Raw genomic sequence first — 22,766 nt, 5'->3', positions numbered from 1 at the left:
ATAACGGAGGTACAATCATGACAATGAAATTGAAGGGTAAGATGGAAAACTTCGAGGCTAAAAAAGCCGCGTATATGGAGCTTGTGAGGGAAGGCGCTGACGCTAAAGCCCAGGCCGAAGCGTGGACTGAAATGCAGGATGCCCTTGTTACAGATCTGACGGAGAAAATCTCTGCTCATGTGCGCAACGAAAACATTGACAGTCAAATTCTTTCCTCCCGAGGTCAAAACGTACTGACTTCTGAGGAAAAGAAATACTTCAACGAAGTTATTGAGTTTGGCGGCTTTGACGATGATTCGATTCTTCCTGTGACTACGCAAAACCGGGTATTTGAAGACTTGGTTGCTGCTCATCCACTACTGGATGCAATCGGTCTGCAAGACCTTGGGGCAGTAACACGCTTTATCTATTCTGATGCGAACAAAACCTATGCTTGGGGTAACCTGTTTGGTCCAATCAAAGGACAAGTTAGCGCCGCGTTCCGCGAGGAGCAAATTGGGCAGCTTAAATTGACCGCATTTGCCGTAATCCCAAAAGACATGCTGGAGTTGGGACCTGAGTGGGTCGAGCGGTATGTCCGCACGTTGCTGGTGGAGTCGTACAGTGTTGGTCTGGAGTATGGTTTGGTCAATGGTCGCGGACCTGCTCAAAGTGAGCCAATCGGCCTCACAAAAGACGTGGCTCCTAACGGTGCTGTCACGGACAAAACATCCTCCGGGACGTTGACATTCGCGCCTTCCCAATTTGGCGAAGTGGTAGCCGGTGAATTGCATGACGTAATCAAAGCGTTGTCCACTGACGCAGAGGGCAAATCCCGCAAGGTACTAAACAAAGTGGTTATGGTCGTCAATCCGGTGGATGCTATCAGCGTGCAATTTAGAAACACGATCCAAACAGCGAATGGTCAGTGGGTAACAGCTCTTCCTTATAACATTCGCGTTGTTGAGTCGGAAGAAATTCCAGTTGGCAAGGCGCTGTTCTTTGTTCAAGGCGAATACCTTGCTATCTTGGCTGGTGGATACAAAGCCAATAGGTTCGACCAGACGCTGGCTATTGAGGATGCCATGTTATACACCATCAAGCAATTTGCCAATGGTAAGCCTAAAGATAACAAGGCCGCTCTGTTGTATGACTTGAATATCCAATTCAGTACCAACGGACCAGGTGGAGATGACGAAGAGACTCCTTAATAGGGGTTTCTTCTTTCTTTAGGAGAGGGGGAGAAAAATGTCCGAATCCTACAAGGTAGTACGCAGATTCCGGGACCAAGACGGCCGTGTCTATGAGATTGGGGACGTTTACCCTGCTGATGGTCTAAGAACCACGAAAAAACGCATCAAGCAGCTATCGACCACAAACAACCAGTATGGTCAGGTGTACATTGAAAGTGGTGAATGACCATGGATGATGCAATAACGCCGCAAATCGTTGCTGAATTTATGGCCAGGATGCACTTGGACGATGAAGAAGACGGCAACCTGGAACGCATCCTTAAGGCTTCATATAGCGATTTAAGACGGATTTGCGGTGACTATGAACTTGCTGACGAAGTATTTAAGGAACTGGTCTTTGAACGGTCCCGGTACGCTTATAACGATGCGCTGGAGTATTTTTATACGAACTTTTTGACGCAGATCAATAACCTCAACATCAGTAAGGCGCTAGAAGGTGATCCGGATGAATCCGAATAAGTACAACGCCAATAGTCACAGCGGAAGGTTTAACAAGCGTATTGGGATATGGGGGCCAACGGTTACACAGGACGAGATCGGCAACGAAATCGAAACGTTTGGTGAAATCATGAAATTGTGGTCGATGGTCAAAACGGTTAAAGGCTCAGAATACATTGCAGCTGCACAAACTCAATCTGAAAAAACAGTTCGGTTTGTTGTCCAGTATTCAAAACGGCTGGAGCGTCTCTTTGATGAACATAAGACGAACATCGTAATCGAGTATAAAGAAAACATGTATAGAGTTGTGGCACCGCCGATCAATGACGATGAACTGAACAAAACCTTCACCATTATTACTGAGGGGAGGCTTTGAACGGATATGGCTAAAACGATAAGCATAGACAGCTTAGCAGCAGAGATCGCAAACGCAGTCAAAGAGTACACGGAAGATGTAACAGCCGGAATTGAAAAGCAAGCGGACAAATCATCAAGAACGATGAACAGGGAGATTCGTAACGCCTCCCCAAGAAAAACAGGCGAATACGCGCGTGGCTGGACACGCAAGAAGTTTGGAACAGGCGGAGTAATTAGTTACGTCACCTATAACAAAACCAAACCTTGGCTTACACACTTGGCTGAGAAAGGACATGTCAAGCGCGGCGGCGGGCGTGTTGCAGGAAAACCGCATATTCGGCCTGCAGCAGATCGGGCGGTCGCTGAATTTGATAGGCGAGTCCGGGAAATCATCCGGAACGGAGGGTGATTATGACACAAGCAGAACTGCTGCAGGAATTAAGAGCAATCGGGTATCCGGTTGCTTATTCACATTTCAAATCATCCCCATCCCCTCCGTATCTTGTGTATTTGTTTGCTTATGGTAATGATTTAATCGCCGATAACCAGAACTATGCTGAAATCAGTAATTTCCAGATTGAGCTATACACGGAAATCAAGGATTTAGCAGCTGAGAGAGCTGTGCAAGAGAAATTGAAAGAACTTAGACTGCCTTATCGCAAGTCTGAAAGCTGGATTGAAGGCGAAGGTTTATTTCAAATCATGTATGAAATACAACTCATAGGAGGATGAACAAATGTCTCAAAATAAAGTAACTTTTGGTCTGGAACGTGTCCACCTTGCATTTTTGAATGAGAACGGCAACACTCCAACTTGGGGGACGCCGATCCCTATTCCCGGTGCCGTCCGCTGGACACCTACTGCACAAGGCGAGGCCAGTACGTTTTACGCTGATAACAATGCTTACTTTAATATCACTGCAAATAATGGATACACAGCTGAACTTGAAATGGCGTTGGTTCCCGATGAAGTGCAGGCCGAAATGCTGGGCTGGATTATTGATGACAATGGAATGCTGGTTGAAATATCCGATGCAATTCCGAAAAAATTTGCGCTGCTTGGGCAGATTCTGGGCGATCAGCGTAATCGTAGGTTTGTATATTACGATTGCCAAGCTAGCCGACCAGCTAAAGAGCGTACAACCAAAGGCGAATCCGTTGAAGTGGCGACAGATGTGCTAAACATAACTGTATCGCCAATCGAACTAGATGGGATCCGAATGGTAAAAGGAGATTTGGAACAGAGCGCTACGAATGTAGCAGCTTACAACAGCTTCTTCGATTCCGTTTATATCCCTACTATCGGGGGAAATGGCGGTGAAGAAGATTGAGAGAAATCAAAATCGGAGAACAGACCGTAAGGATTAAAGCAGCTCCGCTAGCGCTGCTCTATTACAAACAAGAATTTGAGTCTGACTTGTTGGGCGACTTGACTAGTCTCCAAACGTTAAAGGAAGATCCAACTAAGATTGACACGGTGCTGCTCCTGCAAATGGTTTGGGCTATGGCAAAATGTGACGCTTATAGTCTTCAAAAGGAACTCCCATCCTTCTTTGAATGGGTGGGCTCCTTAGAATCCATTGATTTCAACGAATTGAGTAACTTCGTGGGTATCTTGGAGGAAGCCGAAAACGGCTTTTTTCGTTCCGCTGGAGGAACAAAAGCGGCGAAAGCAGAAGCGAAGTAACCCTAAATCATTTGAAATTGAAATCCTTGCAGCAGCTAAAAAAATGAAGCTTAGTTTTCATGAATTAAACGAGTTCCGCTTGCGGGACTTTTTTGAATTTGCGGACGCTTATGCAGGTGAATCGAACGAGCCACAAGAAGCCACACAAGCCGATATTGACGCATTCTACGGAGGATAGGGGGATTAGGGATGGCGGAAACAATTCGCGGCATTAACGTAGTCATTGGAGCGGAGACAACCGGGTTATCTAAAGCCCTATCCGATGTAGACAAAAAGAGTAAAGACATTCAAAAGGAACTTAAGCAAGTCGAAAAACTGCTGAAGCTAGATCCGACAAATACGGAACTGTTAGCACAAAAGCAGCAGCTACTTGCAGATGCCGTCCAGCAGACACAGGAGCGCTTGAATCGGCTACGGGATGCCCAACAACAAGTTAATGAACAGTTTGCGCGGGGTGAGATCAGTGAAGGGCAATACAGAGCTTTCCAACGGGAACTTGAAGGAACAGAGTTAAAACTAAAGAATCTCCAAAGTCAACTTGGCAAAACACGCATCGACTTTGAAAAGCTTGGCAAGTCAATGCAAAATATTGGTCAAGGAATGAAAAATGTAGGGCAGTCGCTGACAAAAGCGGTGACTGCCCCTTTACTTGCCCTGGGTGGATTAGCGACCAAGGCTTCCGTAGACTTTGAATCGGCCTTTGCGGGTGTTCGCAAGACTGTGGACGCGACCGAAGAAGAATTCGCCGTGTTTCGGAAGGGCATGCGCGACATGGCTAAGGAGATTCCAGCCGCTGCTACTGAAATAGCGAGGGTTGGGGAAGCCGCGGGGCAGCTTGGTATCCAAAATGATGCCATATTAGGATTTACCCGCACCATGATTGATATGGGCGTGGCAACCAATATGAGCAGTGATGATGCTGCCATGGCTTTAGCTCGTTTGGCGACTATTACCCAAATGAACCAACAGGACTTTGACCGTCTTGGCGCAACCATCGTTGACTTGGGTAATAACCTGGCGGCTACGGAGTCTGAGATAGTAGAGATGGGCTTAAGGCTGGCAGGGGCCGGGGCTACGGTAGGCATGACGGAAGCGCAAATACTAGCCTTTGCCGGTTCGTTGGCAGCTGTTGGTATTAATGCGGAAGCTGGGGGTACAGCCTTTAGTAAGCTGATGATCAACATTGCTAATTCGGTAGCTATGGGCAGTGATGACTTGGCAGGGTTTGCACAAGTCGCGGGTATGACCTCTGAAGAGTTCGTAAAAGCGTTCGAGAAAGATGCAGCAACGGCAATTGTGGCCTTTATTGAGGGCTTAGGCAAAATCAACGAGACAGGCGGCAATACGTTCAAGGTCATCGAAGATTTAGGACTTTCTGAAATTCGTCTTCGGGATGCTCTTTTGCGGGCTTCCGGTGCTGGCGATGTTATGCGTAAATCCTTGGAGTTGGGGAACAAAGCTTGGGAAGAAAACGTTGCGTTGACCAACGAGGCTGAGGAACGTTATAAAACGACAGCATCCCAAGCCCAAATCTTCAAAAACCGCTTAGTTGATATTGGCATAACATTGGGCGATGCATTAGTACCAGCTCTCCTGAAATTGCTAGATTCCCTACAGCCTTTAATTACAAGAGTAGCACAGGCAGCGGAATGGTTTGCTGGCCTGGACGACAGCACGCGCGGGGTTATTATAGCCTTGGGGGGTCTGGCAATCGCTGCTGGACCTGCATTAATGATGTTAGGGTCTATGGTCAATAGCGTTGGTTCCATGATTATCACGTTTGGCAAGATTTCAACGGCTGTAACTAAGGGAGGCGGGATGCTTGCTACGTTCTCCAAAATAGCATCAGCTGCAGTAACCCCGATTCGTGCTTTGGGCACTGCGTTAGTTTTCTTGGCAACAAACCCGATTGGATTAGCTATTTCGGCCATTGCCGGGCTTGTGGCAGGGATAACGGCGTTAGTGAAGTTTTTGAGTAGGGATTCTCTTCCGGCTATTCAAAGCTTCGGAGATCAGGCGGCAGCGGCCACGGAAAAAGCATCAGGTAGCTTCAAAAACTTTCGATCCGGTACCGAGTCCGCATTACAGGACACGGCTAAGGCTGCTCAGACTCAAGGCGCTGCAATTGGCAATAACATTGCCGATGGGGTAGGAAAAGGCACTAAAAAGGCTAAGGATGCAGCCAAGGACAACATGAAACAGATGGTTGACACCTACAAGCAAAGTGTCGATGACATGAAGGAAATTGTTGACCGGAACACTGAAACCTTAAACCGGATGGGTGACGCGATTGTCAACGCATTAAAGAAGCAATATGACGAAGCCGAAAAAGCCCAATCTGACGCTATAGATTCCCGGATTGATGCCGAGAAAAAGGCATCCGATGCCGTCATTAAGCAATTTGATGATGAATTGCAAGCTAAACAGCGATCTTTAGATAAACAAAACGATGCCGAGAAAAAAGCTTCTGATGAGAGGTTGAAAATCTATGACAAGGAATATCAAGAAAAGCTCAAAGTCATAGATGAAGAAGCCTATCAACAGATCAAGGCTTTACAAGATCAAATAGATGCGATTGACGGGCAGACAGATGCTGAGGAAAAAGCGGCGAGAGAGCAGGAACATAACGCTAAGGTAGCCGAGCTCCAAAAACAGATAGCTGCAGCTGAGACAGCGGAAGAACGGGCCAAGATCCAAGCAGATTTAACCAAACTGCTTGCTGATTATGAACGCCAACAACTTCTGGAGCAGCGGAAGATGCAGAAAGACGCACTGAAAGAGCAAATTGACGCTGTGAAGGAAACGGCTACAGCCAAGAAAGACGCTCTTAAGGATGAAATAGACGCTCAGAAAGAGGCGGAGAAAGAGCGCCTTGCGGCTCTCCAGGAGTCAATCAAGGAAGAGAAGGAAGTCCTTAAGGAACGCTATGACGGCCTTAAGGAGCAGGAGCAAGAGCGGGTAAAAATCTTCACCGAAGGCTTGAACGAAGAGAAGGAAGCTATTAAGAAGCACTTTGAAGAGTTGAAGCAGGCAGAAAGCTTGCAGGCGGAAGCCCGCAGAATGCTGATTGAACAGAACAATGACGAAATCGTCAATCTCCTGGAAACCTATAATCCCAAATGGCAGGATGCTGGTCAGTCCTTTGCTGATAGCTTTAAAAACGGGCTGAACAGCGAGAAACAGTCCATTGCTGAAGCGGTAAGCCAAGCGGTGGATATCGCTCCAGCCATTGATAAGCAAGTGGCTGAGCTGGACCGGATGCAAGCAAAGCTGAAGGAATTGGAAGACGCTGCAAAAGGTTCTTCCACTGATACTGGTGGCGGTGGCGGTGGCGGCGGGGGAATCTCCGGATTAGCGCTTGATTTTGACAATGCTGCCTTATCTGCTGAGGAATTTGCGGATGTATTGGAGGGCCAAGTTGGTCCGGCCATGCGAGAAACAACGGAGGCTATGAGCGGATTGTCCGAAGAATCACTTCAGGCATTCGTAGGGCTAAACGACAAGGCCACAATGGAACTAAACCAACTTTACTGGTCTGGTGTGCAAATAACGGAGGACATGGCCGCGGAACTGGCTGACACCTATGCAGCTATGGGACAGGACATTTTAGCCAATCTGGACAGCAGCCACGCTGAACAACGTGCATCCTTAGAAAAGTTCCTTGATGGTAATAAAACATTGACTGATGAACGAAAAGAAGAGATGCTTCAGGATCTTATCAGTAAACAGGAACGGGAGCGGCAGGAAGTTGAAGATGGACAAACCCGGATATTTGAGATCCTATCCAATGCGCTTGACGATCAGCGCGGTCTTACCAAGGATGAGTACGAGGAAATCAACGGTATCCAAAGGACATTCCGAGATAGGGCGGTTGAAATCTACCGCGACTATGAGACGGAATCCAAAGCGATACTTGAAAGATTGAAAAATGACTCTTCTGAATTATCCGCGCAGCAGGCCGCTGAGATTGTCAAACAATCCAATCGCCAGAAAGAAGAGGCTATTCAAGCGGCTGAGGATCAATACAATGACATAGTTCGTTATGCGGTCCAGCAGCGTGATGAAACCGGGCAATTGTCTGCTGAGGAAGCAGACGCGATCATAGCAGAAGCCAAGCGGCAGCGGGATGAATCAGTAGCAGCAGCTGAGGATATGCAACAAAAAGTTGTAGCCGAAGCGAAGAAACAAGCGAAAGAGCATGTCGACCACGTGGATTGGGAAACCGGAGAAATTTATAGCAAGTGGGACATGTTTAAGAACAAAATGGGCACTGCCTGGAATGAAATGTGGAAAGATGCCAAGCGCAATGTTAACAACACTGTTAACGACGTAAAGAGCGGATACCAGGACATGAAAACCAAGGTCGATGAACACCTGAATGGTATGCGTATAGCTATCGAGGACAAAATGACATCCATTTCAGACGGAATTAAATCGGTTTGGGATGGGATCATGGACTTTTTCAGAAATTTAGATTTGAAACAGATTGGATCTGACATTATGCAAGGGTTGGCAGATGGTATTTCCAACACTATATCCAATGTTACCAATGCTGCTGGTATGATCGGTCGAGGAATTAAGGAAACGTTCACCGGAGCATTCCAAATTCAATCTCCTTCCAAAGTATCCGAGGGCTGGGGGAAAGATATTGGTCGTGGTTTGGAAATTGGCCTTGAAAAGTCCGTTGCCGGGATTAAGAGCCGAGTGGATGACCTTCACAATCGAGCAATTCCGGGCATTGACACACCGTTAGCCGGTGCAGGCGGGTCAACTGTCCAGCACATTAACTTTGACGGCCTGTTTAGTGGTGCAGTCCTGACGGTGAGAAATGATAATGACCTTCGAGAGCTTGGAAGAGAACTAGGCTTAACCGTCATGAAATCCAAGCGCGGAATGGGGGGATAGCAATTGAGCTTTATACTTGGCGGCAGGACAGCGCGGCAATTGGGGGTTGTCATGAAAGGCAGCTCCCAGCGTCCCATTCTGCCGGGCACAAATGATAAAACCTTGACGATCCCCAGTAAAAACGGGGCTTGGGACTTCGGGGCAGACGTGGGAACACGTCTTTTTTCTTTGGACCTGGCCTTTATCACGAAAGATTATGTCATGCTGCAGCAGGCTATAAGCAACTTTGCTGCTCATTTGGTGGACAGCTATGGGAAACCCCGGAAGCTGGAGCTCCGTTTCGATGCCCGGCCGGGCCAGCATTTTATTGTCCGGTACTCCGGAAACCTCCCCATTGAGCGCATAGCGGGATTTGGTCAGTTTACGTTGCCGCTGGTTGCCTTTGATCCATACGCACGAGATAACCGGGAAAGCCTGCTTGAAACTACGCTTACCACAAGTCCTTATGAGAGGATCATAGTTTCAAATGGAAACATCCGAACAGAGCCGGTAATTGTGCTTACTAATCAAGGCTCAACTACGATTACCAACTTCAAAATTACTAATGAATATCAATTGGAGTGATGAATGATGGCCGAATGCTTATTATCGAAGTCGAATTATTGGAAATTAGCCTGCTTGAATGCAGCTTTGCGCGGCGAAACCTTTACAGTACCGGAAACGGTCTATGTTGCACTGTATACCAGCGATCCCACACAAGCCGACACAGGCCAAGAAGTGGACGGAGAGGGCTATGCTAGGGTAGCCGTTACCTTTAGCGCACCAGTCATTTCCGGGCTTGTAGCAGTGACTAGTAATAGTACCGAACTGGAATTTCCGATTGCTGCAAACGGTTGGGGTCAAGTCACGCATATTGGGATCCGGGACGCGGCTACAGGGGGAAACTTGCTTTATCAGGGGTCTGTTGCCACTCCCCGAACCATTGAACCTAATGACCTTGTGAAGTTCCTGGAAGGCGCTCTCGAAGTCGAGGAAGGCTAATGTTTAACGGGGGCGCTTTTAACAGACTACCTTTTAACCGTATGACCGTTGTGTCTGTCGTATTTCTGTCAGCTGGCCTGGGCGGATCCGGAAGCATGTCGGCCACGGTAAACTTGGATATGACGGTTTCGGCTAATCTTTCCGGCAATGGTAGCATGGCAACCGATTTTGTTCGAGAGGTATTGTACAGGGCTGAAATGTCCGGCAGCGGCAACCTTGCACCAGTTCAATACATTCGGGAGCGACACTATGCTGTTAACCTCTCCGGCATCGGCAGTATGACAGGCAATATTAGCCGGTATCACATAGACGAGATCGAATTTGTTGGGGATTTTAAGCCAGGCGATGTAATTATTATTGATTCCAACACTTTAAAAATGACGCTCAACCGGGAAAACGCGCTGCGCTGGATGCGGGGCGATTTTTTTGACCTCAATCTTGGCAATAATCAGCTTACTTACACCGATGACCAAGGCAGCAGAACGGTACTTATGCGGGTTACGCATAGAGATAGATTCACGTAGGAGGTTTACATGAGGAAATCATATGTAACGATCTATGATTTACAGATGCATAAAGTCGCATACCTTGAGAACGCCAGCAACATTAGTTATGAAACACCTATGAACAGTTTGTGGACAACGAGCTTTGACCTGCCGCTGGATGATCCTAAAACCGAACACTGCCGGCCGTTCTACTTTGTTGAGATATGGGACGGATCCGAACGGCTTGATCTGTTCCGCATCCTCCCGCAAACCTCCCAAAGAAGCGCTGAAATCAGCCGTGTAAGGTACGAATGTGAACATGTCTTGGCTACGCTGCTTGACGATCTGATGTTTCAGTACCACACAGTTGGAAACCTAGGTTACCATACGGACCGGGTCATCCAATATGTCCTGAATCAGCAGTCCACCCCACGGTGGAAACTTGGGCGGGTAGATTTCAACTATCAATATGAATACAACTGGGAAAATACCAACCTTTTAGGCGGTCTATTTTCCGTTCCCAAGCCATTTGTGGACGAATATATGTGGACATGGGATACGACCTCTTACCCCTGGACGCTCAATCTGGTTCGTCCTAGTAATCAGGTTCAGGCTTACATCCGATACGGGAGGAATATGGAGGGAATCACGAAAGACGAAGACCCCACTAACCTTGTTAACCAAATATACGCCTTAGGTTATGGAGAGGGTATTAACCAGTTAACTTTTGCGGGCATTAACGGTGGCAAACCTTATGTTGAAGACATTGAATCACAGCAAAAGTACGGCTTGAAACGAACTGTTTTTGTGGATCGGCGTTTTGAATATGAAGAAACGTTACTAGCCAGATCCCAGGCGTTACTTGCCGAGCTTAAAGACCCAAGGATTTCCTACACGGTCGATACAACGGAACTTTATAACTTAACCCGTGATCCAATTGATAAATTCCGTACCGGATCATTGGTACGGGTGCAGGACCCGGACATAGGAGATTTTACAATCCGAGTAGTCAATGTTCGCAAGCCTGACTTGCGCGGGGAGCCGGGGGACGTAATATTGGAGATTGCCAATCGTCCACAGGATATAGCGGGCACGATAGCCGACCTGAGTAATCGCATGAAGATTGAAGAGGTCTATGCTCAGGGCGCGACTAACTATGATACACAAACCTTTGCGGATAACTGTGATCCTAACTATCCGGCGATTATTCGGTTTCGGATACCAGACGAGACGGCCAGGATTAATAAGGTGCTGCTGTCCTACCGATCGGAAGGGTTTCGGGCGTATAGCCGGGCGATTGAGTCAGCTCCAGCAGTTACTAGCGGCCCTAGCAGCCGGGAGACGACAGCTAGTGGAGGAGGAACAACAAGCGGTCCTAGCAGCAGGACAACGACGGCCAGCGGAGGCGGCACGACTTCAGGGCCTAGTAGTAGGACTACGACCGCAAGTGGCGGTGGAACAACGAGTGGGCCTAGTAGCGCCACTACTTCCCAGCCTGCGGGACACGCTAATTTGCAGACAGTTGCAGGAGCGGACTTGTGGGTTAGTGGTTCGTCATACCCTGTAGGTAATGCCGTACAATCGGATGGATTTCACACTCATGGTATTGATCCCGGCACATGGCTTATGACAGCTAATGGTAACCCTGTGCTGTTTCAGTATGATAGTATGCATGAACATAATCTCAGGAATCATGTTCATTTATATTCGACCATCGATCATGTTCACAATATGGCACACACGCACCAAATCAGTGCCCACACGCACGATATGGACCATACTCATACGATAGCAGCCCACACTCACAACATGGATCACACTCATACTATAGCGGCACATACGCACAATATGGATCATACCCATACTATCCCAGGTCACACGCATGGTATTGAGCACGGTATATTTGTTGGTCCTAGTCCTACTACTTTGGAAATTAGGGTGGATAATACCGTTATACCAATTACAGCAACGAACGGGGATGAGATCGACATAATCCCATTCTTAAGTAAAGACGGGGGAGGTAAAGTCCGGAGAGGCTGGCATGAAATAAGAATACGCCCCATCAATAGCTTGGGGCGTATCGAAGCATCTGTATTTAGTCAGGTGTTCGCTCAGAGTCGAGGCGGCGGGGATTATTGATCCCTTAAAAGTCTCTCGATGTCCGGTATATAGAAGTAGTTAAACCCTCCATTGCCCTTCATAGCTTGGATTTTACCGATGGAAGAGGTAACTTCTTTAGGTGTGAAGTATTCTTCATTCATTATGTCAGCATACCAGCTTTGCTCAAAGGTAACTTGGGGGTATTCCTTTTCTAGATCCGACATGCTTATCCAATCTGAATAAGTGGGTAAACCAAGGCTTTCTCCGATATCTGCAGGGTGATACCATTTTCCGTTAACTATTAAGAGGGAGTGATTGCCCGTCTCGTCTAGGTGTATAGTAGGTTCTGTTACATTTAAGGACTCCCAAAGTTTCAAAGGAAAAATAATATCGCTACCTGCTAAGGTAAGCTTTGTTTTACCGTCATCGGTTCCTTGTAATGAGGTGTTACCCTTGCCATTCCTGGAGTAAAAATCGTATAGATCATCATATGAAATCCATTCATCCATGTTAATTTCAGTCGCGTTCACTTTGGTTCCTCCTTTTGCGGGTTCTTTTATCGATCCAGCTTGTGGTTCATCCACAGGCGTATCCAAGGTAATCAACCGGTTACTATGCTCGTAATCTACATCATAACCCAAGAGGTTTGCAACCTCTCTTACTGGTAGGTAGCTAGTGCCGTCATAGACAAGCGGCTCAATCTCAACAAGCCCTTGACCGTCAATAGAGAGATTAAACTTTGCAAAGAGTGCTTGGACTTGCTGCGTAGTCGCTGCTAAGGCTGTACCGGCTGTGCCGATCATAAGGCCCGCAACGAGGCCGATAATCATTTTTTTCATTACATTATTCAACTCCATTTTTTGGATTAATTATACCATATTCTACTTAATTTTAGTTCATATGGTTTCACTATTTAGAAAGGGCTGATGACCATGGATTTTAAAGAAGCAAAAATGATTAAAGAGTCAACTGATAAGGCCAAGGCGCTGTTCGATGTTTTGTTGGCAGACTCTGAATATGCTCTTGAAGTAATTCCGAGGCGTAAAGATACTGTCATCAATACCGATCTTCTTAGTAAAGCGGGTTTCATCAATCCTAAACATATTCATTTTATCTCAGATCATTAAAGTTGCACTTCACGAATGAATCTGATCGGAGGTTTGATTAGCAATTCTGGTTTAGGTGAATTTGAAAATTCGCCGCTCCAGTATTTCTGTGCATAGTAAGCAGCTGTTAAGAAAGACGGATTCTTATAATCAAATATCAACCAAGCTGCATCTAATTCTATGTAGTTAGAGGGGTCAAACTCAATTTCCCAAAGTCTTTTTCCAAATGGGAAGTCAAGTTCGTCTCCCCATATCTTTACTACAGATAATTCTCTGGATGCAAAAACGGATTGGAATCGTGAAGTTCTATGAGGGAAATGCAATCGCCGTTCATATTCAAATACATTTTCAATATGCATTAACCTTACTTTCTTTTCATCCAATTCGTTACCCTGGCTGGCATAATATACGCTTCCTTGCCTTGACATACCTTCAGGATATCTTTCGGATACAATTTCTCCTAAAGCTGGAGGTTGAATATCATTGAGCTGATTTAAGTCAATAACGTCTCCAGCTTTATACTGCATTGTCCTATCAAAGTGAAATGCTTTCATAATTTTACCTCCCTTGTCTAAGAAGACTTGATTCGACATTAGGGAGGTTTTTCCTTTTACAAATTAAGAACAAGGAGGCAAACCATGGCACAATTACCCATGTATCCGGCAATCGCCAACAGCCCGCAGACTGAACTTGCCGAGGCAATAGACGCAACACAGACCACAATAACTGTAGTGGATCCGTCCGTGTTGCCCGATGGTCCGAACTTGGTCACGATCAACCCAGCAGACGAGACAGCCGAGACAATCCGATATGCTGCCATTGACGGCAACCAGATTACCGGATGCGAGAGAGGTTTTCAAGGCATGGCTCAGTCCTGGCAGGCCGGGACCAAGGCGAGAAGAGGGTATACGGCCTATGATCATGACACATTCAGGCATAATATTGATTTTTTGCAAAATGGTCTGACACAAACAGCAATCGACCTGGTGAACCACACGTTAGATAATGATAACCCGCATGGTGTTACCCCGGAACAGATCGGCGCAGAAACACCAACAGGCGCACAGGATAAAGCCAATCAAGCTGAAGCTAACGCAAAGGCTGCATCACTGCCTATAACCGGAGGGGAAATGTCAGGCAACATAGTTTTTGATAGTGATTCATCCGGTATACGTGGTCTTGATACTACCAGTCGTCAGATCATTACAGGAGGTCCCAATGCAAGTGCAGCATCTGGTGGTCGTATAGCGATAGAGGGGATGGATTTTGGAGGCAGCGGAGCCGGCGGCAATATAAGGATAATACCAGGTAGCGGAAAAGATGTCTTTATTGGTAACAACGCGGCATGGCATGGAGGTAATAATCCTTCTGGCGGCGTCTCTAATGGTTATCAAGTATTTGCAAGCGGTAAAATCATGCAATATGGAGGCGGTAATTACAGTAACGGAGACACGGTTACATTCCCTATTGCCTTTCCTGGAAATGTAAGGGCAGTAGTCTGTAGTACATCTGGTAGCCAATCCTTGGCTGTCCAAGCAGGGGTATATACGCCTACCTCATTTGTCGTTAACTTTGACGGAGGGTCCCGTAATATCAGATATATAGCATTTGGAGACTAAAGGAGGTCGGACATGCAATACTACGTAGATTTTGATGACACTGGCAATATAACGGGCTTTTACGTTGATGCGATTCATTCCAATATCCCGAAAACAGCTATTCCTATAACTGAAACAGAATGGGAATTATACAACGAGAATCATAAGCTATTCAAGCTTGACGGCGATAGGATCAGAGAAAAAACACAACAAGAGCTGGATGAAGAAGCATCAAGCCTACCCCCATCCACACCAATCCAAGGTGAGAGGATTGAAACGCTGGAAACTGAAAACGCCGATCTGTGGTATGACACGATGCTAAAGGATGCTAGGTTATCAGAGCATGACAATGATATAGCCGATCTATGGTATGAAATCATGACAGGGGGTGCTTGATATGTCAGCTTGGTTTGATCGTATTAAGAGGTTTTACGACCGTAATTTGTGGACATTGGAGCAAGTCAGGGACGGTGTCCGAACTAACACGATCACTGAAGCAGAATATAAGGAGATAACCGGACAGGATTATGACGATGGCTCTGCCGAATAGGTGGGGCCTTTACTTTATCTAAGGAGGGTTGAGCTTGAACATCAATAGGTACACTCCGCAAAATGGGCGGCATTTGACTGAGGATGGCAAGTTTGTCAATACCGCTGACTTGTTAAAGGCTATAGCCACCAACGTCCAAAGTATAGCCAATAACGGCGGCGGTGGAGGCGGAAGTCGGGCCAGTCATTTTCTTTACCCCGAATCTTTTGGGGCAACGGGTGACGGTGAGACAGATGACACCGCAGCCTTGCAGGAGGCCATAAATGAAGCGCAGGAAACGGGTAAGGTGCTATACCTGGGCGGTAACAAAGTTTACGCCATAAGCGACACTCTCGTTATCAGCGAGCCTATGACAATTGACGGAGCGGGCTCCTGGGAGACGTTCGATAACACTGACCGGCAGGGCGAACAACCTTACTTAAAGGGTACAGTCATCTTGGTCACAACGCATAATACAGATGCTATACGTGTTACAGCCTGCAAACGGACGGTCAATCTTCGCAATTTCGGCATTCTATTTAAAAACCAATTTTGGCAAACAGGCCACGGCATAACTTGCGTACCCCCAGCGGCCGGATCCGGTTATGATCACGGTCTTTTTTCTTCGGTATGGGAAAATATTCGTGTAGCCGGTCATGATGGCGATCATTACGCTTTCCATGTCATCAATGGTCTGTATAATACGTTTACTCATTTGAGGAGCTATGGGGGCGGCATTATACATCTAGACAACAATAGCGCCGAGGGTACGTCCTGGCACTATGGCAATACCGTCATTAACCATCCATACGGCATCTTGATGCAAGGGGGCAGCGCGGACGCTTATCGGCTTCAATCGACCACAGACAAGCTAAACTTTGTTACTATGATCCGCCCACAGGTTAACATATCGCAGATGTTACCCGGGCAAGGAGGCATGAGTCCGACTAACAACCAGCGGGCCGTCAATGCTGACTGGAACACGGCTAACTGTACAATCATTGACGGTGATTTCGAGGCAGACCCGGGTCTTGGGATCATCGATAACTGGTATGGTCATATGGGTTGGGACATCAATGAGGGTGGCTATCTAGGCTATACCCGCGAGCCGTACACCGACTTTGTCCCGGTATCCGGCCACCGCAACCAAAACCAAATGGGCAAGGGCGGTCAGATGTTAGGGCAGGTTACACTTAATCCAACGGAAGACGAACCAGCTATATTGACTGTTACTTTAGGTCCGGAAAGACTAGCAGAGCAAGGTAATGACACTGAGATTTACCGTATTTCACTGCCAGCTGGCTCACCTCCAGGGCAAGTTATGACTTATCCGTTTTACTGTCGAGCTGGTTATTACTATACGATAACGGTCACTAACGGCACACTTGGCAAGCTGATAAACACTAATCAACGCGGATGGGGATTAGGTAATCCGGGATAGATTCTAGACAAAGACCAATGACGGTCTTTTTTTTATTTGGAGGGGTCAGAATGGAAGCAGAATTACTAAAGGCCGCAGCATCACAGGGCATTTTTGCTGTATTGTTTATATTTTTGTTGTTCTATGTCATCAAAAAACAAGACAACAGGGACAAAAAGAATGAAGAACGTGAACAGAAGCTAATAGGAGCATTAGAACAAGCCCAGCGAAACAATCAGCAGCTGGCCCTTACAGTCCAGAAGTTGGCTGAAGATGTACAAGAGATTAATTACAAAATTGATTCTTGGGGGGTAAAGGCAAAATGATTAAAGTATTCATTGATCCAGGTCACGGCGGTAATGACCCCGGTGCCGTGGGGAATGGGCTGCAGGAAAAGGACCTAACTTTGCAGATAGCACTGAGGACGCGGGATATCCTTTATGCCGAGTACGATAACGTAAATATACTTATGAGCCGCACAGCAGATCAAACCGTTAGCCTGCAGGAGAGGACTAACGCAGCCAACGCTTGGGGAGCTGATTACTTCCTTTCTATTCACATCAACGCAGGCGGCGGCACTGGATTTGAAACCTTTGTGTACCCCGGCAGCGGCGCACCAACGACAATCGACCGTATCCATGTTCATGATCAAATCATGAACCGTGTTGACTTTACGGATCGTGGCAAGAAAACGGCGAATTTCCACGTTTTGCGCGAGTCCAATATGTCTGCCGTATTGACAGAGTGCGGGTTTATCGACCGGGTAGCCGATGCCGATAAGTTGAAGTCACCCGCCTTCATTGATGCTTTAGCGCGTGGACATGCTGTGGGTGTGGCAAGAGCCTTTAATCTGCCGATCAAACAAGCGTTCCCCGCGGAAAAGAAAGAAGAAGTATTAAAGCTTGTACAATGGCAGTGGAAAGACCTAGGGGACGCACTGAGTAACTTGTATCATTTGAGTGTCAGCGGCCAAGTAACCCCAGCCGTAATTACGGATTACACTTGGGCCGAGAAGGCATATAAAGGTCAATTAACTCACTCTGAGCTTGCTTGGCTAAACATGATCGTATTTGAAAGACGTTTGCAAGGCACTTTAAATCAGGAGGCTAAATAAAATGGAGAAAAAAAGATTGAGGAATTATGGATTTTGGACTGCGTTGGTCGCTCAACTGCTTCTAGTTGTACAGATTGGGGCTAAGCTGCTGTTTGATTATACGCTGACAGATGATTTTACAGCCGAGATTGTTTTGTTTGTTGATGCAATCCTTGTTGTGCTGGCTACGTTAGGGATCATTAGCAATCCGACCAAGCCAGACAGCAAGGGATTTAACTTATAAAGACAAGACCCCGCTTGGCCTTATGGCTGGGCGGGGGAAGATTTAACTATTTCGTTCCAGGTATCTAATAATTTTTCTTCTGCCTCTTCAAACGTTTTCCCGGAGTTGGTGAAGGTCTCCAGTCTATCGTCTGGTAACTGCAAAGTAAGAATTGCAACATATCCGTCATCAAAAGGCGTTACTGTTCCCGTTACCTCAATACCGTTTATAATCTCCTGCTTAATAACCATAGATTACCCCTCCCAATACACCAAGAATAGAATTTATTGGATAAATAGGCAATAGGAATTTTTGTCGATTTATGGCTGGGCGGGGAATGATTTAATATTTAATGGAGCGCAAACTTTGCTCTATTTGTCTCAATAGTTCAAAACGACTCGGAATCCCTGACTTTAACCCATCTTCTTCAAGCTCTAGCAACCTGTTGTTAATCAAAACGTCCAGTGCATCATCATGAGACAAAACAAACTCTATTCCCTGTAACTGGGCAATTCGCAATAATTCCTTATGGACTTCGCTATTAGGGTAAGTGGTGGTAATTGACAATGACTTGATTTTTTCATGCTGTTCCGTTGTAAGTTTTAAAGCTTCATCCATGAATAGTTATTCTCCTTCCGTCGTGAAAACATAAGCTGCTTCACAGCGATAGCAGTATCCTAATCTGGCTTGGGTGCCGTTAGCGAATTCGTAATTATTAAGACGGATTAGCTTGTAATCTACACTAGTGTCAGCCAAATACATATCTACCGATTCAGTTTCGTCCGAATGTTGACAGAAAAGCTCTGTTAATGGTGTATAGCGGATGTCCTTGACGTTACCGAATACCTCCCGTACAAACTCTTCATTATTCACGTTGGCCTACCAGCCTTCCTTTTCAATTGTATAGTAAATTTTATCACATAACTACTATAGCCGCACCTCTGGATTAATCCATAAAATCCGCCTTCTTTTTCATGCGAAGCATTTTATAGGCTTCGTTCAGAGCCTTGACCGCGTTAATAAGATCCGTACCTTTACGGTAATCGCATATTACGTCTAACAACATACACACGCCAACTTCTGGCGAGAATCGGTTTCCCTCTAGCTGCTGATGGTACGTGTTAATCAATTCATCGTCCATACCTACCTCCTATAAACTAACAACCTCATAGTCTCCAAGGCATGCGGCCAACTTACTGCCTGTCTCTCGTTACCATCCGGTGCGATAACCTTGATGTAACCGTTAGGGTTGGCCGCGCTATGAGGGACTTTACGTAGCTTGAAACCGTGACGTTGAGCAAATGCTTTAGCTTTTTCTTGCATGATTACCTCCCGGAAGGCCCCGAAGGGCCTGTGTTATTTTTTGAACCATTGTCCGCCGATTTTTTCGACTTCCATGTACTCGGCATTTCCGAAGGTTACTGTCTGACAGGCTCGGTAAGCCAGCGCGTAAAATTTTTCGCCATCAGTCCAGATTGCTCGGATTACTCTGCTGAATCCGTACCCACCATTTTTATACTTTACTTCTGTCCTTGGTTCTACCTTCGTCAAGTTCGCTGTGCCAGTCATCCCGCATACCTCCCCGCGTAAGCCCGCCGGCATATTGGAGGGGCCGAACCCCTGTGTTATGCGTTCAAAGCGTCTTTTCTCCATTGTTCAGCTTCAGGAAGATTGTCGAAAGTATCAACGTACAGATCATAGTTTGAGTACTCTCCCGGCTTCGGAACTTGCTCGTCAGAAACCTCTCTACCGTCCAGGATAACCGCCTTTACTTTACCGTTGTCGTAAAATGAGGTCACTACATGCCATTTCTCCATTTCAATCACCCTTTCAAGAAGTTATTCCCTCGCTTGCTATACCTTTATTATACAGACTTTAAAAGTCCTTGTAAAGGGGGTTTTAAAAATATTTTTAAGATTTACAAAGTCCCTTTAAGTGTGTACAATATTTAGTAACTAATAAGGAGTTGGTGAGAATGGCGAGAATGGGAAGGCCCCCAAAACCAGAAGGGGAAAAGAAAGAGCGCGAATCCATTTACTTTGACCCGGACATCCTGGAATGGTTAAGAAACCGTGCCGAGGAAGAAGATAGAACGGTAAGCGTGGAGTTAAACCGGATACTCCGAAAGGTAATGGAAGGTGAACGGAATTAAGCGAATATGATATTCTAATGTAGGGAGGCTGAAGCCATGAGTATTTTGCGGAAGCTTGAAGCACTCGACTATGTTGTAAAAGGGAAGGTCTTATACCCACTCGTCTACATGTCGTTTGAGGACTCCGGTCGGATCATTGATGATTATGTAGATGGTGTGGATAACGGGTATAAAACCGTTCCCTTGCCGCGGCGAAAAGCTAAATAGCAAGAAGGAGCCTTGCGGCTCCCCCTGACTAGCTGGCTTGCTTATTTGCTTTTGCGCTTCTGGTTATGCTTGTTGTAGGCTTGTTCCTCTTCAGCGGTAAGTGCGTACCGTTCGAGGATTTCAGCCTCCTTTTTGCGGAACATCTCTGGAGTGATGCGTCCTAGCGCCCGCTGGTCTCGTGCTGCTCTTAAGAGATGTTCTCTTTTTTCGAGCTTTTCAAAAGCTCTTTGTGTGTGCTTGTCCATTTGATCACCTCCTCTCTACACTTATAATTATACAGACTTTTAAAGTCCTTGTAAATAGAAGATAGATATAAAGACAATGTCCTAATATTGAGTCTATATTTATTTTTTGCATATAATAGGAACAAATGTTCCTATTAACGGAGGTGCGAGGATGAATCTAACAGAGAAACAGCAAGCCGTATTAACAGTGATTGAATCTCATATCGAGGAGAAGGGGTTTTCCCCTACTGTACGGGAGGTGTCAGTTAGAATGGGCTGGTCAAGTCCGTCCACAACCCACAATTGCCTTAATGTTTTAAAGCGAAAAGGATTTCTAACCTGGCATCCTAGGCAGCCACGCACGTTTCAGATTTTAAAACGGTAGGAGTGTAACGCTGATGACCGATCAGACCAACGAGAAAGAAGGTGGCGGTTAATTTGGCAAGCCAGGGCGTAGCTACTAAGGAAGAGTTAGAGCTAATACGTGATTACTGCATATTGCCGCACATGTTAACCATGCTTGAAAACGATCGTTTCAACTTGGAAAACGCCTACGGTATTAAACTTAAAGACATATTATACATACCAATCGACACAATGCATCAGTGGATACTCAACGATCTGAAGACAGCTAAGCGGCTGCTTAAGTCAGCCAGCATTAAAGTTTCCGATCCGGTTAGTAGTCCCGATGGAATTAGGTGTACCGTTTGGATAAGGGGATATGAGCAATCGTTTTGCTTTTGGCGTGAGTTGGCTAGATCGGAGATTAAAATAAGGTTTGGCAGGTATATGGGACAGATCATAAATAAGCACCCATCACATTAGCGTGAAGGGTGCTTTATTCTTTGGTCACGTTGCCCACTTTTTGCCCACATTGTGCGAAATTTCGGCCTGTTTTTGCCTGTTTTAAGGAGGGTAAAGGAGGGCAGTTGAAATATCTCCAATCCCTTGCCCCGTAAGGGGTGAAAGGGTATAAAAGGGCAATGGAGGGCAATGTCTAAAAAGTTTGAATCTAATTACAACATGGCTAATCTGGTAGTGCGGGGCCGCCGCTAGCTTCATTTACGAACGCTTGGGTAAAGGCTCGGGCAAAGGGCTTGGGCAAAGGGCTTGGGTAAGGCTCGGCAAGGTTCGGGTAAGGCTCGGACAAAGGTTCGGGTAAAGGGCTTGGGCAAACGGCTCTGCAATAGAGAAAGGTGACCGGATATGAATCCGGCCACCTTTTCTCACTTTTGCTTTAAACGTAAACTATGTTTTTAGCATTCATTATCTGCTGAATTGACCAGCCAATTGCTGTTCAGCGATTTGAACAAGACGGCGAGTAATGTGGCCCCCGATTGCACCTGTGTCACGAGTAGCCATGTAGCCGTAATAACCATCTTGCGGAATTTGGATTCCCAGTTCTTGAGCCACTTCGTATTTTAGTTGGTCAAGAGCTGCGTTTGCTTGAGGTACTACCAGTTGATTGCTGGAACGACTTTGTCCTTGTGCCATATTTATCACCTCCAGTAATAGGTATTATGAGCCGATATTGAAATTCTACTCTTTGAATTTGCTGGTAATTTTCGCCATGGCCTTAAGGCCAGCAGCTCAGGTGTGTTTAGAAGTGTGGCATAAAGAGTTTGTGCATTAGGATTATAGCTTTCAAGCAACAAAAAAGTAGGGTATTCTCGGGATTGTCGAAGATCACCAAGAATGAACCTACTTATGACGAGTACGCATTAAAGCATGCTTGCAATCTATTTGAAAACAGTCATATCTTCTCCAGTTCAGGCACAACTCCAGCATGAAAATAGCCAGGGTTGGCGGGGTTCGGGGCTGCGCGGGCTTGTGGGCTGCGTTTTGTACGAAATGTCGTACAAATTCATGGGGTTGAAGTGCGAATACCGGAGATTTGTATGAAACGTCGTACAAACACAGGGGACTGAAGGGCAATTACCCAAGATTTGTATGACAAATCGTACAAATGCAAGGGTTTCAGGAGCTGCAGCCAGTGTTCAGACGAAATTTCGTAGCAAGTTATGGGATTG

35 protein-coding genes are annotated in these 22,766 nt (G+C 46.2%); 25 read left to right on the top strand and 10 right to left on the bottom strand.

The window, feature by feature from the left end; translation table 11 throughout:
• The first annotated feature begins 17 nt into the window (after positions 1-17).
• From PSHG_RS07250 to PSHG_RS07185, 14 genes are all read left to right on the top strand, one after another.
• Positions 18-1,190, top strand: coding sequence for a phage major capsid family protein (locus PSHG_RS07250; protein ID WP_010271363.1), 1,173 nt, complete (start codon positions 18-20; stop codon positions 1,188-1,190).
• Positions 1,191-1,227: 37 nt separating this feature from the next.
• The gene (locus tag PSHG_RS07245) at positions 1,228-1,398 is read left to right on the top strand and encodes a hypothetical protein (RefSeq protein ID WP_010271361.1); all 171 of its coding nucleotides are present in this window, start codon (positions 1,228-1,230) and stop codon (positions 1,396-1,398) included.
• 2 nt (positions 1,399-1,400) lie between these two features.
• Entirely contained in the window at positions 1,401-1,691 is a 291-nt protein-coding gene (locus PSHG_RS07240; RefSeq protein WP_026021230.1) for a hypothetical protein, read from the top strand.
• Positions 1,678-2,046, top strand: a complete 369-nt coding sequence (locus PSHG_RS07235; protein ID WP_010271355.1) for a phage head closure protein — start codon at positions 1,678-1,680, stop codon at positions 2,044-2,046. Before PSHG_RS07240 ends, PSHG_RS07235 begins: the two co-directional genes overlap by 14 nt.
• Before the next feature lie 6 nt (positions 2,047-2,052).
• Entirely contained in the window at positions 2,053-2,436 is a 384-nt protein-coding gene (locus tag PSHG_RS07230) for an HK97 gp10 family phage protein (protein WP_010271354.1), read from the top strand.
• A gap of 2 nt (positions 2,437-2,438) precedes the next feature.
• A complete protein-coding gene (locus tag PSHG_RS07225; RefSeq protein WP_010271352.1) occupies positions 2,439-2,759 on the top strand; it encodes a hypothetical protein in 321 nt (106 codons plus the stop codon).
• A 4-nt stretch (positions 2,760-2,763) separates the two neighbouring features.
• Positions 2,764-3,357: a major tail protein gene (locus tag PSHG_RS07220; protein ID WP_010271351.1), complete on the top strand. Its 594-nt coding sequence runs from the start codon at positions 2,764-2,766 to the stop codon at positions 3,355-3,357.
• Entirely contained in the window at positions 3,354-3,713 is a 360-nt protein-coding gene (locus PSHG_RS07215) for a hypothetical protein (protein ID WP_010271350.1), read from the top strand. Before PSHG_RS07220 ends, PSHG_RS07215 begins: the two co-directional genes overlap by 4 nt.
• 43 nt (positions 3,714-3,756) lie before the next feature.
• A complete protein-coding gene (locus tag PSHG_RS31685; protein WP_262362338.1) occupies positions 3,757-3,891 on the top strand; it encodes a hypothetical protein in 135 nt (44 codons plus the stop codon).
• Between the two features lie 11 nt (positions 3,892-3,902).
• A complete protein-coding gene (locus PSHG_RS29210) occupies positions 3,903-8,618 on the top strand; it encodes a phage tail tape measure protein (RefSeq protein ID WP_010271348.1) in 4,716 nt (1,571 codons plus the stop codon).
• 3 nt (positions 8,619-8,621) lie between these two features.
• Positions 8,622-9,182, top strand: coding sequence for a phage tail domain-containing protein (locus tag PSHG_RS07200; RefSeq protein WP_010271346.1), 561 nt, complete (start codon positions 8,622-8,624; stop codon positions 9,180-9,182).
• Positions 9,183-9,188: 6 nt separating this feature from the next.
• Positions 9,189-9,599, top strand: a complete 411-nt coding sequence (locus PSHG_RS07195) for a phage tail fiber protein (protein WP_010271344.1) — start codon at positions 9,189-9,191, stop codon at positions 9,597-9,599.
• 95 nt (positions 9,600-9,694) lie between these two features.
• Positions 9,695-10,123 carry a phage distal tail protein gene (locus tag PSHG_RS07190; protein ID WP_235782015.1) on the top strand — a complete coding sequence of 143 codons (429 nt, stop codon included), beginning with the start codon at positions 9,695-9,697 and terminating at the stop codon, positions 10,121-10,123.
• A 9-nt stretch (positions 10,124-10,132) separates the two neighbouring features.
• Positions 10,133-12,223, top strand: a complete 2,091-nt coding sequence (locus tag PSHG_RS07185; RefSeq protein ID WP_010271340.1) for a phage tail spike protein — start codon at positions 10,133-10,135, stop codon at positions 12,221-12,223.
• Here the strand turns inward: PSHG_RS07185 and PSHG_RS07180 are convergent.
• Positions 12,217-13,023 (bottom strand): stalk domain-containing protein, encoded by an 807-nt coding sequence (locus PSHG_RS07180; protein WP_010271338.1) that lies wholly within the window; start codon positions 13,021-13,023, stop codon positions 12,217-12,219. The two genes, PSHG_RS07185 and PSHG_RS07180, sit on opposite strands and share 7 nt — an antisense overlap.
• A gap of 93 nt (positions 13,024-13,116) precedes the next feature.
• Between PSHG_RS07180 and PSHG_RS07175 the strand changes: the two genes are divergently transcribed.
• A complete protein-coding gene (locus tag PSHG_RS07175) occupies positions 13,117-13,311 on the top strand; it encodes a hypothetical protein (protein WP_010271336.1) in 195 nt (64 codons plus the stop codon).
• Here PSHG_RS07175 and PSHG_RS07170 read toward each other — a convergent pair.
• Positions 13,308-13,844: a hypothetical protein gene (locus tag PSHG_RS07170; protein ID WP_026021227.1), complete on the bottom strand. Its 537-nt coding sequence runs from the start codon at positions 13,842-13,844 to the stop codon at positions 13,308-13,310. The genes PSHG_RS07175 and PSHG_RS07170 overlap by 4 nt on opposite strands.
• Before the next feature lie 84 nt (positions 13,845-13,928).
• Between PSHG_RS07170 and PSHG_RS31165 the strand changes: the two genes are divergently transcribed.
• The 7 genes from PSHG_RS31165 to PSHG_RS07135 are packed head-to-tail and all read left to right on the top strand — an operon-like array spanning position 13,929 to position 18,174.
• Positions 13,929-14,909: a gp53-like domain-containing protein gene (locus PSHG_RS31165; RefSeq protein ID WP_010271331.1), complete on the top strand. Its 981-nt coding sequence runs from the start codon at positions 13,929-13,931 to the stop codon at positions 14,907-14,909.
• A 12-nt stretch (positions 14,910-14,921) separates the two neighbouring features.
• Complete coding sequence (locus PSHG_RS07160; RefSeq protein ID WP_010271328.1) at positions 14,922-15,284, top strand: hypothetical protein; 363 nt, start codon at positions 14,922-14,924, stop codon at positions 15,282-15,284.
• 1 nt (position 15,285) lies between these two features.
• Entirely contained in the window at positions 15,286-15,438 is a 153-nt protein-coding gene (locus PSHG_RS29905) for an XkdX family protein (protein ID WP_010271325.1), read from the top strand.
• Positions 15,439-15,472: 34 nt separating this feature from the next.
• Positions 15,473-16,858, top strand: coding sequence for a glycosyl hydrolase family 28-related protein (locus tag PSHG_RS07150; RefSeq protein WP_010271323.1), 1,386 nt, complete (start codon positions 15,473-15,475; stop codon positions 16,856-16,858).
• Between the two features lie 50 nt (positions 16,859-16,908).
• Positions 16,909-17,163: a BhlA/UviB family holin-like peptide gene (locus tag PSHG_RS26825; protein WP_010271320.1), complete on the top strand. Its 255-nt coding sequence runs from the start codon at positions 16,909-16,911 to the stop codon at positions 17,161-17,163.
• Complete coding sequence (locus PSHG_RS26820; protein ID WP_010271317.1) at positions 17,160-17,951, top strand: N-acetylmuramoyl-L-alanine amidase family protein; 792 nt, start codon at positions 17,160-17,162, stop codon at positions 17,949-17,951. The genes PSHG_RS26825 and PSHG_RS26820 overlap by 4 nt, the downstream gene beginning before the upstream one ends.
• A 1-nt stretch (position 17,952) precedes the next feature.
• Positions 17,953-18,174: a phage holin gene (locus PSHG_RS07135; RefSeq protein ID WP_010271316.1), complete on the top strand. Its 222-nt coding sequence runs from the start codon at positions 17,953-17,955 to the stop codon at positions 18,172-18,174.
• 20 nt (positions 18,175-18,194) lie between these two features.
• Here the strand turns inward: PSHG_RS07135 and PSHG_RS07130 are convergent, their stop codons facing one another.
• The 6 genes from PSHG_RS07130 to PSHG_RS07100 form a co-directional block, all read right to left on the bottom strand.
• Positions 18,195-18,404: a hypothetical protein gene (locus tag PSHG_RS07130; RefSeq protein WP_010271312.1), complete on the bottom strand. Its 210-nt coding sequence runs from the start codon at positions 18,402-18,404 to the stop codon at positions 18,195-18,197.
• A 91-nt stretch (positions 18,405-18,495) separates the two neighbouring features.
• Entirely contained in the window at positions 18,496-18,771 is a 276-nt protein-coding gene (locus PSHG_RS07125; RefSeq protein ID WP_010271310.1) for a hypothetical protein, read from the bottom strand.
• 6 nt (positions 18,772-18,777) lie between these two features.
• Positions 18,778-19,026: a hypothetical protein gene (locus PSHG_RS07120; RefSeq protein ID WP_010271308.1), complete on the bottom strand. Its 249-nt coding sequence runs from the start codon at positions 19,024-19,026 to the stop codon at positions 18,778-18,780.
• Positions 19,027-19,099: 73 nt separating this feature from the next.
• The gene (locus tag PSHG_RS07115; RefSeq protein WP_010271307.1) at positions 19,100-19,294 is read right to left on the bottom strand and encodes a hypothetical protein; all 195 of its coding nucleotides are present in this window, start codon (positions 19,292-19,294) and stop codon (positions 19,100-19,102) included.
• Between the two features lie 215 nt (positions 19,295-19,509).
• Positions 19,510-19,722: a hypothetical protein gene (locus tag PSHG_RS07105; RefSeq protein ID WP_010271305.1), complete on the bottom strand. Its 213-nt coding sequence runs from the start codon at positions 19,720-19,722 to the stop codon at positions 19,510-19,512.
• Between the two features lie 56 nt (positions 19,723-19,778).
• Positions 19,779-19,970, bottom strand: coding sequence for a hypothetical protein (locus PSHG_RS07100; protein ID WP_010271303.1), 192 nt, complete (start codon positions 19,968-19,970; stop codon positions 19,779-19,781).
• A gap of 158 nt (positions 19,971-20,128) precedes the next feature.
• Between PSHG_RS07100 and PSHG_RS30425 the strand changes: the two genes are divergently transcribed.
• The gene (locus PSHG_RS30425) at positions 20,129-20,305 is read left to right on the top strand and encodes a hypothetical protein (protein WP_010271301.1); all 177 of its coding nucleotides are present in this window, start codon (positions 20,129-20,131) and stop codon (positions 20,303-20,305) included.
• 36 nt (positions 20,306-20,341) lie between these two features.
• Positions 20,342-20,512 (top strand): hypothetical protein, encoded by a 171-nt coding sequence (locus PSHG_RS30420; protein ID WP_157213430.1) that lies wholly within the window; start codon positions 20,342-20,344, stop codon positions 20,510-20,512.
• A 41-nt stretch (positions 20,513-20,553) separates the two neighbouring features.
• On the opposite strand, the gene PSHG_RS07085 is transcribed toward PSHG_RS30420, so the two are convergent.
• A complete protein-coding gene (locus tag PSHG_RS07085; protein ID WP_010271299.1) occupies positions 20,554-20,757 on the bottom strand; it encodes a hypothetical protein in 204 nt (67 codons plus the stop codon).
• A gap of 151 nt (positions 20,758-20,908) precedes the next feature.
• Between PSHG_RS07085 and PSHG_RS29900 the strand changes: the two genes are divergently transcribed.
• Positions 20,909-21,121, top strand: a complete 213-nt coding sequence (locus PSHG_RS29900) for a LexA family protein (protein WP_010271298.1) — start codon at positions 20,909-20,911, stop codon at positions 21,119-21,121.
• 881 nt (positions 21,122-22,002) lie between these two features.
• On the opposite strand, the gene PSHG_RS07075 is transcribed toward PSHG_RS29900, so the two are convergent.
• A complete protein-coding gene (locus PSHG_RS07075; protein WP_010271295.1) occupies positions 22,003-22,230 on the bottom strand; it encodes an alpha/beta-type small acid-soluble spore protein in 228 nt (75 codons plus the stop codon).
• Positions 22,231-22,766 lie beyond the last annotated feature (536 nt).

It is taken from the genome of Paenibacillus senegalensis JC66 (assembly GCF_000285515.1).
Classification (GTDB): Bacteria; Bacillota; Bacilli; order Paenibacillales; family NBRC-103111; genus Paenibacillus_L; species Paenibacillus_L senegalensis.
Note: the sequence above shows the minus strand (reverse complement) of the source record. Positions and strands in the feature narration are given on the sequence as shown.